General features: G+C 74.5%; 11 protein-coding genes and 1 pseudogene. 7 read left to right on the top strand and 5 right to left on the bottom strand.

Annotated elements, in window-relative coordinates; translation table 11 throughout:
* Window positions 1-196 precede the first annotated feature (196 nt).
* The 5 genes from ACH427_RS02770 to ACH427_RS02750 all read left to right on the top strand — a co-directional run bounded on the left by ACH427_RS02770 (window position 197) and on the right by ACH427_RS02750 (window position 6,380).
* Window positions 197-1,648: an MFS transporter gene (locus tag ACH427_RS02770; RefSeq protein ID WP_398867941.1), complete on the top strand. Its 1,452-nt coding sequence runs from the start codon at window positions 197-199 to the stop codon at window positions 1,646-1,648.
* A gap of 9 nt (window positions 1,649-1,657) precedes the next feature.
* Entirely contained in the window at window positions 1,658-2,155 is a 498-nt protein-coding gene (locus ACH427_RS02765; RefSeq protein ID WP_398867554.1) for a MarR family winged helix-turn-helix transcriptional regulator, read from the top strand.
* A gap of 92 nt (window positions 2,156-2,247) precedes the next feature.
* Window positions 2,248-3,648, top strand: a complete 1,401-nt coding sequence (locus tag ACH427_RS02760) for a CoA transferase (protein ID WP_398867553.1) — start codon at window positions 2,248-2,250, stop codon at window positions 3,646-3,648.
* 107 nt (window positions 3,649-3,755) lie between these two features.
* Complete coding sequence (locus tag ACH427_RS02755; RefSeq protein ID WP_398867552.1) at window positions 3,756-4,337, top strand: GNAT family N-acetyltransferase; 582 nt, start codon at window positions 3,756-3,758, stop codon at window positions 4,335-4,337.
* Between the two features lie 15 nt (window positions 4,338-4,352).
* The gene (locus ACH427_RS02750) at window positions 4,353-6,380 is read left to right on the top strand and encodes a DUF5107 domain-containing protein (protein WP_398867551.1); all 2,028 of its coding nucleotides are present in this window, start codon (window positions 4,353-4,355) and stop codon (window positions 6,378-6,380) included.
* 320 nt (window positions 6,381-6,700) lie between these two features.
* Here the strand turns inward: ACH427_RS02750 and ACH427_RS02745 are convergent, their stop codons facing one another.
* From ACH427_RS02745 to ACH427_RS02730, 4 genes are all read right to left on the bottom strand, one after another.
* Entirely contained in the window at window positions 6,701-7,051 is a 351-nt protein-coding gene (locus ACH427_RS02745; protein ID WP_398867550.1) for a VOC family protein, read from the bottom strand.
* Window positions 7,052-7,123: 72 nt separating this feature from the next.
* Window positions 7,124-7,933, bottom strand: coding sequence for a class I SAM-dependent methyltransferase (locus tag ACH427_RS02740; protein ID WP_398867549.1), 810 nt, complete (start codon window positions 7,931-7,933; stop codon window positions 7,124-7,126).
* Between the two features lie 95 nt (window positions 7,934-8,028).
* Entirely contained in the window at window positions 8,029-9,519 is a 1,491-nt protein-coding gene (locus ACH427_RS02735; protein ID WP_398867548.1) for a bifunctional phosphatase PAP2/diacylglycerol kinase family protein, read from the bottom strand.
* 109 nt (window positions 9,520-9,628) lie between these two features.
* Window positions 9,629-10,501, bottom strand: coding sequence for an oxaloacetate decarboxylase (locus tag ACH427_RS02730; RefSeq protein ID WP_398867547.1), 873 nt, complete (start codon window positions 10,499-10,501; stop codon window positions 9,629-9,631).
* Between the two features lie 441 nt (window positions 10,502-10,942).
* On the opposite strand from ACH427_RS02730, the gene ACH427_RS02725 reads away from it, so the two are divergent.
* On the top strand, window positions 10,943-11,515 hold the full coding sequence (locus ACH427_RS02725) for a TIGR03086 family metal-binding protein (protein WP_398867546.1): 573 nt from the start codon (window positions 10,943-10,945) through the stop codon (window positions 11,513-11,515).
* Between the two features lie 79 nt (window positions 11,516-11,594).
* Here the strand turns inward: ACH427_RS02725 and ACH427_RS02720 are convergent.
* A pseudogene (locus ACH427_RS02720) lies at window positions 11,595-11,845 on the bottom strand (thiamine pyrophosphate-requiring protein); the annotation flags it as partial.
* Window positions 11,846-12,131: 286 nt separating this feature from the next.
* Between ACH427_RS02720 and ACH427_RS02715 the strand changes: the two are divergent.
* Entirely contained in the window at window positions 12,132-12,974 is an 843-nt protein-coding gene (locus ACH427_RS02715; RefSeq protein ID WP_398867940.1) for a SigB/SigF/SigG family RNA polymerase sigma factor, read from the top strand.
* The last annotated feature ends 70 nt before the right edge of the window (window positions 12,975-13,044 follow it).

Genomic DNA, 13,044 nt, shown 5'->3' with positions numbered 1-13,044 from the left:
GAAAGGGAGTGCCGGTGAATTCCCGGCGACCGCTTCCGGGAATTTCCCGCGGGCGCGCGCGATGTCGGCGCGCCGCCCCGCGCGCGGCCCGCGCCCTCGCACACTCCCATTCGTCGGTAGCCGAATAGTTCGGTAACCGATGTAATCTGGAAGGGGCGGACGAGGCGAGGAGGCGGCGCGCGTGACCGACGACCTGATGCGCGAGCGCGGCCACGGCCGCCGCGTGCCCGGCATCCTGACGCGCGAGCGCGCGCGGCCGGAGCGGATACGCACGAGCCCCGGCGCCTGGCGCCCCGCCGTCGCGACCGTGTGCCTCGGCGCCTTCATGGGCCAGCTCGACGCCAGCATCGTCACCCTCGCCTACGGCAGCCTCCGCGCGGAGTTCCACGCGTCGCTCGCCGCCGTCACCTGGGTGTCCCTCGCCTACCTCCTCACGCTCGTCGCCCTCCTGCTGCCCGTGGGCAGGCTCTCCGACGCCCACGGCCGCAAGCTGCTCTACCTCCACGGCTTCGTCGTCTTCACCGCCGGCTCCGCGGCCTGCGCGCTGGCACCGGACCTCACCGCGCTGATCGCCCTGCGCGTCGTGCAGGCGGCGGGCGCGGCGATGATGCAGGCCAACAGCGTCGCCCTGGTGAGAACCTGCGCGCCCCCGGGCCGGCTGCGCCTCGCCCTGGGCGTGCAGGCCGCGGCCCAGGCGCTCGGGCTCGCGCTGGGGCCCCTGACGGGCGGCGTGCTGGTCTCCACCCTCGGCTGGCGGTGGATCTTCGCACTCAATGTCCCCGTCGGACTGGCCGCCCTGCTCGCCGGTCACTATCTGCTGCCGCGCACCCGTACCCGCCACCGCTCCCGCGGCTTCGACTGGCCCGGGCTCGCGCTCCTGGCCCTCGCCACGACCGGCCTCCTGCTGGCACTCTCGCTCCTGCCCCGCCCGGCCGTGTCCGTCCGGTGGACCGTCGCGCTGTTCGTCCTCGCGGCGGGCGCGGCCGGCGGCTTCGCCGTCCGCCAGCGCCGGGCCGCGTGCCCCCTGCTCAGCCCCGGCCTGCTGCGCGTGCGGGCCGTACCGCTCGGGCTGACCGGGGCCCTGTGCGCCTACCTGGTGCTCTTCGGGCCCCTCGTGCTCGTGCCCCTCGCGCTCACCGCGCGCGGGTACTCCGACCTGAGCGCGGGACTGGTGCTCAGCTCGCTCCCGGCGGGCTTCGCGCTCGCCGCGGCCACCGCCGACAGGGTCCTGCCGTACACCTGGGGCGAGCGGGCCCGCTGCACGCTGGGCGCCGCCCTGGCCACGGGCGCGCTCGCCCTCATGCTCGTCCTGCCCTGGGACGCCACCTCACTGGCACCGCTCCTGGCCCTCCTCGGCCTGGGGCTCGGCGTCCACGTCCCGGCCAACAACACCCTCGTCATGGCCGCGATACCCGCGCGCTCCTCCGGCACCGGCGGCGGTCTGGTCAACATGGCCCGCGGCTTGGGCACCGCGCTCGGCGTCGCCCTCGTCTCCCTCGCCCTCCAGCTCCCCGCCGGCGCGCACTGGCCGGACGGCCCGCAGCGCGCCGTCCTCACCCTCCTCCTGGTGTCCGCGGCCACGCTCGCCGTCGCACGGCGGCAGCCGGGGCAAGCACCGGCGCGGCGGGCCGCACCACCGGCCGATTAAGGTGAGTTCATGTCCCCGCAGTCCAGGAACCGGCCGCCGACGGCCGGGCCCACCGCCGCGAGCGCACCGGACGCCCGGCTCCTGACCGAGGCCGTCACCCGGCTCCGCCGGGCCCTGCGCGCCTCGATCCGCACCGACTACCCATGGGAGACCCTGCCCATGGCCCAGGTCGAGCTGCTCCAGGTCCTGGCCGAGCACTCACCCGTCAGGGTCGGCGACCTCGCGGCGCGGCAGCGCCTGGCCGTCAGCACCGTCAGCGGCCTGATCGGCCAGATGATCACCGCCGGACTGGTGGCCCGGGCCGTCGACCCCCAGGACCGCCGCGCCTCCGCGGTCACCCTCACCGACGCCGGACGCGGACAACTCGCCGCGTGGGCACGGGCCCACGAACGCCGCCTCGGCGACGCCCTCGACTCCCTGGACGAGGAGGACCGGGCCGCCGTCCGCACGGCCCTGCCCGCCCTGCTCCGCATCGCCGACCTCCTGGATCCCAACAGCCCCTCCTGATGGGGAAGACGGCCGACAGCGGGACCCAGCTCGGCGGCGGGACAACGAAATTGGGGCTGGTGGCCCGGGCCACCCGGTGTCAGACTGCCGTAATGATCAAGCGATCGACGGACGCCACGCGCCGGGCCTGGACCCTGCTCGGCGGGGATCCGGCGCTCACCGCCGCCGTCGAGTACGGCGGACCCGACGCCCGGACGCTGCCGTCCGCCCTGCCCGTCGCGGAGTTCGCGCGGGCGACGGTCGCGGTGTGCGCGCTCGCCGCGGCCGAGTGGACGGCCGTACGGCGCGGCGGGGGCACCCTGCCGAGAGCCGTCGTGGACGACGGCGCCGTGGCCACCGCCTTCGTCAGCGAGCGCCACCTGAGGATCGACGGGCGCGCGGGCGGGACCTTCGCGCCGCTGTCCCGGTTCTGGCGCACCGCGGACGGCTGGGTGCGCACCCACGCCAACTACCCCCACCACCGCGCCCGGCTCCTCACCGCGCTCGGTGTCACCGACACCGGCGATGACGACGCGCTCGTCACCCGCGTCGCCGCCGTGCTCGCCGATCGGCGCGCGGAGGAGGTGCAGGAGACGGCGTACGCGGCCGGCGCGCTCGCCGTCGCCGTGCGCACCCCCGCCGACTGGGCCCGGCACCCCCAGGGTGCCGCCGTCGGCCGGCGTCCCCTGCTCTCCCTGGACCGGATCGCGGCGGGGCCCGTTCGCAGACCGGACCGCGGCCCGGCCGCGGAGGGCCTGCGCGTACTCGACCTCACCCGCGTCATCGCCGGACCCGTCGCCACCCGGACGCTCGCGCTGCTCGGCGCGGACGTGCTGCGCGTCGACACACCGGGCCTGCCCGAGAGCCAGGACGCCCACAACGACACGGGCTTCGGCAAGCGCTCCGCCCTGCTCGACCTCGCACGGCCCGCCGACCGGGCGACCTTCGAGGAACTGCTCGCGGCCGCGGACGTCGTCGTGACCGGCTACCGCCCCGGCGCCCTCGACCGCCACGGCCTGTCCGCCGAGGCGCTCGCCGAGCGGCGGCCGGGCCTGGTGATCGGGCAGTTGAGCGCGTGGGGGAGCTACGGGCCATGGGGTGACCGGCGCGGGTTCGACAGCCTGGTCCAGGCGGCCTGCGGCATCGCGGCCACCGAGGCCGCGCCGGACGGCACACCGGGCACGCTGCCCGCGCAGGCGCTGGACCACGGCACGGGATACCTGCTGGCGGCGGCCGTGCTGCGCGCGCTCACCGACCAGTGCGCGGGCGGCGGCACCCACCTCGCGCGGCTCGCCCTCGCGCAGACCGCCGCCTGGCTGACCGGTGGCGCGGTGGGCCCACGGGACGCGGGCGAGCCCGGCGGCACCTACGAGCCGGGGGAGTGGCTGCGGGAGGCGGACAGCCCATTGGGGCGCGTGCGGTACGCGGGCTCACCGGTGCGGTTCGACGGCGGACCGGCCGACTGGCCGCGCCCGCCCGGCCGCTGGGGAACGGACGCGCCGAAGTGGAACTGAGCGATCCCATGACGCCGCGGCAACCGGCCCGCAGGGCCCCGGGTCCGACGCGTCAGGACCCGTCGCCGGGTCGGTCCGATGTCCGTACCGGCCCTTACGATGACCCCGTGTCCGATCCCGATCACCACGGCCTCGATCAGCACCACGCCTCCTACCTCGCCCGCGGCCCGCACGTCGCCCTGCGCCCCCTGACCCACGACGACGCGGCCGAGTTCACCGCCCTCGCCCGTGCCAGCGCGCGACTCCACCACCCCTGGCTGGCGATGCCCACGGCCTACGCCGCGTTCACGGCGTACGTCGACCGCATCGCCGAGCGGCAGTCCGTCTCCCTCCTGGTCTGCCTGCCCGCCTCCGGCGGGGCCATAGCGGGATTCGTCAACATCAACAACATCGTGCGCGGCGGCTTCCAGAGCGGGGCGCTCGGCTATGGCGCCTTCGCGCCCAGCGCCGGGCGCGGCCACCTCAGCGAGGGCCTCGGGCTCGTACTCCGCCACGCCTTCGGCCCGTTGGGCCTGCACCGGCTGGAGGCGAACATCCAGCCCGGCAACACCGCCTCCCTGAAGCTGGTCCAGCGGCACGGATTCCGCCGGGAGGGGTTCTCGCCGGGATTCCTCTTCATCGACGGGGCGTGGCGCGACCACGAGCGCTGGGCCATCACCGCCGAAATGATCCCGGACCACCAGGGCTGAGAGAACGAGGTTGCCGTGCCCACGACCATCAGACGAGCCGTGCTGTCGCTTCCCGTCGCCCCGCTGGGCCCGGAGAACCCGCTGCCCGCGCTGCTGTCCCCCCTCAAGCCCCACCACCTCGACGCCGCGCGGCGCGCGGAACTCCCCGCCGCCATGGCCCGGCAGGTGGGCTACGGCCCGCTCCGCTCCGTCCTGCCCGTCCGGCGGCGCGACGGCTACTCCCGCGAGCGCACCCCGGCCGACGTCGAGGCGATCGTCATCGAGAACGACCGGCTGCGCGCGACGGTCCTGCCCGGCCTCGGCGGCCGCGTCCACTCCCTGGAGCACAAGCCGTCCGGCACCCAGCTGCTCTACAGCAACCCTGTCGTCCAGCCCGCCGAGTTCGCGCTGAACGGCGCGTGGTTCTCCGGCGGCATCGAGTGGAACATCGGCGCGACCGGCCACACCCCGCTCTCCATGTCCCCGCTGCACGCCGCCCGCGTCCCGGCCCCCGACGGCGGCGAGATGCTCCGCCTGTGGGAGTGGGAGCGGATGCGCGACCTGCCCTTCCAGGTCGACCTGTGGCTGCCCGACGACTCCGACTTCCTCTATGCGGGCGTCCGTATCCGCAACCCCCACGACCGGCCCGCTCCCGTCTACTGGTGGTCCAACATCGCCGTGCCGGAGAGCGCCACGAGCCGGGTCCTCGCCCCCGCGCGCGAAGCCTGGCGCTTCGGCTATGAGCGCAGTCTGCGCCGCGTCCCCGTGCCCGAATGGGAGGGCGCCGACCGCACCTACCCACTCAACAGCGAGCACGCCGCCGACTTCTTCTACGACGTGCCGGACGGCGCGCGCCGCTGGATCACCTCCCTGGACGCCGACGGCCGGGGCCTGGTGCAGACCTCGACCGATCTGCTGCGCGGCCGCAAGCTCTTCGTCTGGGGCGCCGGGCCCGGCGGCCGCCGCTGGCAGCAGTGGCTCACCGAGCCCGGCACGCCCGGCTACGCCGAGATCCAGGCCGGCCTCGCCCGCACCCAGCTGGAACACGTCCGGCTCGAAGCGGAGGGCGAGTTCGCCTGGCTGGAGGCGTACGGCCCGCTCGCCGCCGACCCGGCCACCGTGCACGGCGCCGACTGGCGCGCCGCGTGCGGCGAGGTCGAGACCCGGCTGGAAGCCGCGCTGCCGCGCGCCGACGTCGAGCGGGCGTACGCCGCGTGGCGGCCCTACGCCGACCTCGACCCCAAGGACAGCCTGGCCACGGGCTCCGGCTGGGGCGCCCTGGAGGTCGAACGCGGCCGCTTCGACCTGCCCGGCACGCCCTTCGCCCCCTCGACCCTCGGCGAGGAACAGGCCCCCTGGCTGGAGCTGCTGCGCACCGGCTCCATGACCCTGCCGCGGCGGGCGCTGCCACCGGGCCCGACGCTGGTGTCGCCCTACTGGCGCGACCAGTTGGAGACCGCCGAGACCGGCAACCCCCACTACGACCACTACCTCGCCTACCACCTCGGCGTCGCCCGGTGGCACGCCGGCGACCGCTCGCAGGCCGTCCGCAGCTGGGAGCAGATCGCCGACACCCACTGGCCCTCGATGCGCTGCCTTGCCGTCGCCGACGAGGAGGACGGCCACCCGGAGCGGGCCGCCGACCGCTTTCTGCGGGCCTTCACCGATGCCTGCGAGGCGGCGGGCGACGGCCCCTCCTGGACGGCCGCCGTCGCCGCGCTCGCGCGGGAGACGATCGAGGCCCTCCTCGCCGTGCACCGCCCCGCCGACGCCGCCCCGGTCCTCGCGGCCCTGCCCCCCGCTGTCCGCTCCCGCGGCCGCTTCCGACTCCTGCGCGCCCGCGTCCTCCTCGCCCTCGGCGACGCGCAGGGCGCGCGTGAGATCTTCGACGAAGGTTTCGAGGTCTCCGACCTGCGGGAGGGGGACGAGACGCTTTCCGATACGTGGTACGCGATCGCTGAGCGCTTGCTTTCGGGTGAGGGGCCGGTGCCGGACGAGGTGCGGCGGCGGGTCCGGGCGGAGGGTGTGCCGCAGGGGTACGAATTCCGGATGCGGCCGGAGTAGGGGGGCTTGTTGGCGCCTGCGGCGGGCTTTTCCCCTACCCGCCCCTTCCCGGAACTGGGGCGCGTGCCCCAGACCCCCGGCTGCGGGTTTCGTTACCGCCTGCGGCGGGAGCGGCCTGCGGCCGCGTCCTCAAACGCCGGACGGGCTGATATTCAGCCCGTCCGGCGTTTGAGGACAACGCGCGAAGCGTGTTGCGGGGGTCTGGGGGCTTGCCCCCAGTTCCGGGAAGGGGCGCGGGTAGGGGAAAAGCCCGCCGCAGGCGAGAGGGCTGGGCGCGCCGCCCAGGCCAACGCTGAGGGCGGGGCACCCCACACCCGCCCTCAGCCCGGCTTGCGGTCCACGTATTCGAAGATCAGCCCATCCGGATGCCGCGCCACCAGGTTCCGCCCGATAGGCGTCGGCACCGGACCCGCGATGATCTGCGCCCCCACCGCCCGGAGATCCGCCAGGGACTCGTCGACGTCCGAGACCGCGATCGTGGCCGTGATCTTCCGCAGGATCGACAACTCCCGCTCCGGACCGCTCATCAGAAAGAAGCATCCGACGGCGGCCACCGAGACACCACCGCGCTGGAAGCGGGCCGCTTCCGCGCCGGTGAGGCGTTCGTAGACGGCGACGGCGGCATCGAGGTCGTCGACGCACACCCTTAGCGAGGTCCCCAGAATGTTCATGGGAACAAGGCTAGTTGGAGGCGGTGCCCCCGCGGGCCCGGCGAACGGAACAAGCCCCCGGTCCCGTAGGCGTCATACCCTGCACAGGAGTTCGGCGTTCAGGACCGCGAACCACGCGTCCGGCGAGCCGCCCCAGGTGTGCCACGCCCCGGCGATCCGGCGCAGGCCCGCCTCGTCCGTGAAGGAGCCGGACACGGCGAGGTCCGCGAAGGACGACGCGACCGTGCGGTCCGCCCACAGGCCGCTCCACCACGCCCGCTCCTCCGGGGAGGCGAAGCACCACGCGGAGGCGGTGGCGGTGATGTCGGTGAGCCCGGCGGCGCGGGCCCAGGAGAGGAGGTGGCGGCCGGCGTCGGGTTCGCCGCTGCCCCTGCGGGCGACCCGGTGGTAGAGGTCCAGCCACTCGTCCAGCCCCGGAACCCGGGGATACCAGGTCATGGCCGCGTAGTCCGCGTCGCGCACCGCGATCACCCCGCCGGGCCGGCACACGCGCCGCATCTCGCGCAGCGCGCCCACCGGGTCGCCGAGGTGCTGGAGCACCTGGTGGGCGTGGACGACGTCGAAGGAGTCGTCGGGGAAGTCCAGGGCGTGGACGTCACCGACCGTGAAGTGCGCGTTCTCCAGGCCCCGTTCGCCGGCCACCGTGCGGGCCCGGTCCAGGATCTCCTCCGCGGTGTCGAGACCCACGACCCGGCCCTGGGGCACGAGCGCGGCGAGGTCGGCGGTGATGGTGCCCGGACCGCAGCCGATGTCCAGGATCTCCAGGCGCGGCGTCAGTGCGGGCAGCAGATACGCGGCGGAATTGGCGGCGGTGCGCCAGGTGTGCGAACGCAGGACGGATTCGTGGTGTCCGTGGGTGTAGACGGCGGACGTTTCCGGCATGGCGGTCCCCTCGGCGTGCGCCCGCTCCGGTGCGGGCGGGTCCCCTCACCGTACGCAGCACTCCCGCATCATGAGAACACCGTCTCGCCATTCGGTCAGGGTGTCGTCGGGAGGCGGTAGACGACCAGCGCCTCGTTCTCCTTCGAGAGAGTCAACGACCGTGGCGCCCGGGCCAGTTCACCGTCGTACGCCAGGTGCGTGCCCGGCTCGATACCGTCGATCCGCAGGCGCCGCAGCCGGGCGGATCTCAGTACGGGCGAGTGCTTGAGGTCGCCGGTCAGCGCCGCCAGGAGCAGCCGCGTACGGGCCAGCCGGCCGCCGGAGACCGTGCGGACGTCCAGCACGCCGTCCGCCAGGTCGTGCCGCCGCAAGGGCGTGAGCCCCAGGCCCCGGTAGGTGCAGTTGCCCGCGAAGAGCATCCACAGCTCCCGTGACCTGCCGTTGATCTCGATCCGCGTCGGCCGTGCCGTGCGCAGCACCTCGACGGCGGCCAGCACCCCGGCGGGCCAGGCGCCGATCCGCGGGGCCCAGCGCTCCCGCACCCGCACCAGCTCGGGGTAGGCGCCGATGCTGAAGGTGTTCAGGAACCAGCCGTGGTCACCCAGCCGCACCAGGTCGACCGCCACCGCCTCCCCGGACTCCACGGCCCGGCAGGCGTCGGCGACGGTCTCGATGCCCAGGTCGTACGCGAAGTGGTTGAGCGTGCCGCCGGGCAGTACGGCCAGTGGCAGCCCGTACCGTCTGGCGGCGGCGGCCGCCGCGCTGACGGAGCCGTCGCCGCCGAACACCCCGAGCGCGCCGCCGAGTTCGAAGGCGCGGTTGGCCGCCCGCTCCAGCGCCTTGTCCAGCGGCTCGCCGGGCCCGTCGGCGTTCGGGCCGGTCTCGATGACCTCCGCGCGCGGGAGCACCGCCCGCACCTCGTCGGCGGCGTCCGTGCGCATGCCCACCCGCTGCCCGGCGGCGGGGTTGGTGACCACGACGAGCCCCGCGCCGCCGGGCAGCGCCGGCGCGTCCGCCCGGGGCCGCGCGGGCGGCGCGAGCTGAGCGCGCGTGGGCGCGAGGCCGCGGACGGCGAAGGCGGCACCCGCGCCGAGCGCCGCGCCCGCGAGCACGTCACCCGGATAGTGGACGCCGGTGTAGACCCGCGAGAAGCACACGGCCGCGGCGATCGGCGCCAGCGCCAGCCCCCACCCGCGGTTCTCCAGGGCGACCCCGGCCGCGAAGGCGACGGCCGAGGCGGAGTGCCCGGAGGGGAAGGACGTCGTGACCGGCTGGCGGGCGAGCCGGCGTACGAGCGGCACGGCGTCCAGCATGGGCCGCACGCGGCGCACGGAGCGCTTGCCGAGGGTGTTGACCGTGGCGGAGGCGACGGCCAGCGAGGCGATGCCGCGGAGCGCCGCGCGCCGGGCGGGCCGGCCGCCCGTGGCCGCGGCGCCCGCCGCCAGACCGAACCACAGGAGGCCGTGGTCCGCGCAGCGGGAGAGCCGGGGCAGGGTGTGGTCGGCGCCCGGCCAGTGCCGTCCGGCCACCGCCAGGAAGGCTTTCCGGTCCCAGGTGTTCAGGGTGCTGTTCAGTGTGCGGCGCATGGAGTGCCGGGTACCCCCATGCGCCGCTTCGATGCCCCTCATGTCTGCGGAAGACCTCCGCGGAGGCCGGACGGGCCCGCTCCCGCGGCCAGTCGGGCCTCCGGGCGGGTCAGGACGTCATGGGAACCTTCGGGACGCCGCCGCGGTCGTGGTGGCGGCTGATGTTCTTCTCCAGCAGGGCCAGGCACTCGGCCACCCCCACGCTGTCCGCCGTGAATTCCGGCAGCCGGCCGTCCGCGGCCTTCAGGCCGGTCAGCGCCGCGTCCATCGCGGTCTGCGCGGCGAAGAGGCACGGCGTGCTGTAGATCGCCACGTCGACGCCGAGCGCGCCGAGCTCCGGCAGGGAGAGCCGGGGGGACTTCCCGCCCGCTATCTGGTTGAAGAGCAGCGGTTTGTCGCCGATGACCTCGCGGACCTTGCGTATCCAGTCGACGCTGCGGACGCCGTCGACCAGCACGACGTCCGCGTCGGTGGCCGCGAGCGCCTTCGCGCGGCGCAGGATCTCCGCTTCCTCCGTGGCGTCGGTGCGGGCCACGACGACGAGGTCGCGGCGGGATTCGAGGACCATGGTGAGCTTGTCGAGGTACTCCTCCAGCGGCAGCACCTGTTTGCCGTCCACGTGGCCGCAGCGCCGCGGCCGTTTCTGGTCCTCCAGGATCACCCCGGAGGCGCCGATGGCCTCCAGGTGCTGGACGACGTGGCAGGCCGTCTCCGGGTCGACGTAGCCGTCGTCGATGTCCACGAGCAGGTGCTGCGCGGGGAAGGCGAGCCGCAGCCGCTGGACGAAGGCCACCAGGTCGGGCCAGGCGATGAAGCCGATGTCGGGCAGGCCGTAGTGGGACGCGGCGAAGCCGAAACCGGAGACGAACATGCCGTCGTAGTGCTGGGCCGAGGCGGAGGCGGAGAACATGTCGAAGACACCGATCAGGGGTGTCGTTCCGTCTTCGGCGATGGCCGCACGTAGCCGATCGGGGTGGTTCACGGGTACCCTCCGGAACATTGGGTTGCGTCGATGCGACGCCCCGGCCAACTGCCTGCGAAGCTCCGGCCGGTACGCGCGCATTCACGGGACACATCTGGGAAACGCAGCAAGGACAGGGCCGAGACCCACGCCGGCGGGCGAGGGGTCCCGGCCTTTGTTCGTGTGGATCCGTGTTCGGGCGGTGCCGTCCGGACATTAGTCAAGGAATGGTCATGCGGCAATGTTGGGTGAGTAAAGAAGAGTTCGCCGCGATGCTTTTGAGCCGATCGGCCCAACGCCCTTGAACCACCGGCGCGTCCACCGCCGGGAGGCCCCCGGGCCCGCTGTCTCGACGCATTCCGGAGACCGGGGGAGAAGGGCGCGTCCGGGCGGCCCGCCCACAATGGCGCGTTCACCCCGCCCGCCTCGCCGCCGTCCGCATCCGCGCCGAGAATGGGTGCCATGAGTTCCGACACGCTGCTCGCGCGGCACGCCGAGGCCCTCGCCCTGTTCACCGACCGTGTGCACGCCGTCGGCCCCGGTCAGTGGGGTGATCCGACGCCCTGCGCCGAGTGGACCGTACGCGACCTGGTCAACCACCTCACCGCCGAACAGCTGTGGGTGCCGCCCCTGTTGGACGGCGCGTCCATCGCGGACCTCGGCGACTCCCTCGACGGCGACGTGCTCGGCGAGGACCCCGTCGCCGCCTGGGACGCCGCCGTCGCCGCGGCCCGCGAGGCGTTCGGCGCGCCCGGCGCCCTGAAGCGGACGGTCCAGCTCTCCTACGGCCCCACCGAAGCAGGCGCCTACGCCTCGCAGATGGTCTCCGACGCGGTCGTGCACGCCTGGGACCTCTCCCGGGCCATCGGCGCCGACGAGCACCTCCCCGCGGCCCTCGTGGAGTTCACCCTGCGCGAGGTCGAGCCGTACGCCGGCACCCTCTCCGGCACCGGCCTGTTCGCCGACCCGGTCGAGACGCCCAAGGACGCCGACGCCCAGACCCGGCTGCTCGCACAGCTGGGACGGAAGGTCTGAACCACCGGGCGCGCGCTCGGTCGCGCATCATCTCCTACGACGGCCGGGTGCCGAGCGGCCCCACCGCCCCGGTCACCTACGGCAGTTCGTCGCTCAGCGCGGCCTTGCCCAGCAGGGCCTTGGCGGCGCCCGCCCCCAGCGCCTGATCGACCTCTGCCCGATCAGGATCGCCGCCTGCGCACCGGCGTTGAGCATCTCCGCCGCCCGGTGCGGCGACTCGGCCGACGGCACCGTCCGCCGACCGCTGAGGTCCAGACCGGACGGCACCATCCTGAAGGCGTCCGCGGGCGGTGTGCAGCCGAGGTCCTGGACGTCGCCGGGGATGATGACGGGGCGGTCGACCGGGCATGTCCTCCTGGCAGATGCGGCGGTACGGCGGACGGGCGCGCGGCCGGGCACCCTCCATCGAAACCCCGCGGGCGGCACCGCGCCGGTCCGCCGACGGGCCCGGTTTACCCCCGGCGGCCCCGGGCAAGCGCACCGTGTGCTCCGGACCGGAAGCACGTCCGCGGGAGCCGTCACCGTGCTCCGGGCGTGCGCGGTTCCCGTCCGGAAGCCCCTCGTGCCGGCACTCCCGTGGTCACCGTCACACCGTTCCAGGGAGACCTCCATGCCCATGACCCGTGCGACGACAGCCCTCACCGCCCCCGCCCCGCGCGGCGGCGCCCACCGCGCCACGCCCCGCCCGCACCCCCACCACGACGCGCCCGACACCCAGCCCGCCTTCCGCCGCCTGGCCGCCCTGCCGGACGGGCCCGCCAAGGACGCCCTGCGCCAGCAGATAGTCCGCGCCTGGATGCCCATGGCCGAGCGGCTCGCCCTCCAGTTCCGCAATCGCGGCGAGACGGTCGAGGACCTCCGCCAGGTCGCGTTGCTCGGCCTGGTCAAGGCCGTGCACCGCTACGACCCCGACCGCGGCTCCGCGTTCGAGAGCTTCGCCGTGCCCACGATCGTCGGGGAGGTCAAACGGCACTTCCGCGACCACATGTGGGACGTCCACGTGCCACGCCGCGTCCAGGAGCTCCGCAACCGCGTGCGCGCCGCCTGCCACGAGCTCACCCGCTCCCCGGACGGCCGCGGCCCCGGCGCCGAGGAGATCGCCCGCCACACCGGCCTCACCGAGGACGAGGTACGGGCCGGGCTGGAGGCGCTCCAGAGCTACAACACGCTCTCCCTCGACGCGGAACTCCCCGGTACCGACGACAACTACGCCCTCGTCGACACCCTCGGCGAGCCCGAGCCCGGCTTCGACCTCGTCGTCGACCGGGAGTCCCTCAAACCGGCGTTACGCGCGCTGCCGGAGCGTGAACGCGAGATCCTCTATCTGCGCTTCTTCTGCGACATGACGCAGAGCCGCATCGCGGATCATCTGGGCATCTCCCAGATGCACGTCTCCCGCCTGATCTCCCGGACCTGCAGCCGGTTGTGCGAGCGGGTGTGTGCGCAGCAGGTGGCTTGACGGTTCCGGGTGCGGGTTGCTTGCGCCTGCGGCGGGCTTTTTCCCCACCCCGCCCCTTCCCAAAACCGGG

It is taken from the genome of Streptomyces sp. NPDC020379 (genome assembly GCF_044387105.1).
GTDB lineage: Bacteria > Actinomycetota > Actinomycetes > Streptomycetales > Streptomycetaceae > Streptomyces.
Note: the sequence above shows the minus strand (reverse complement) of the source record. Positions and strands in the feature narration are given on the sequence as shown.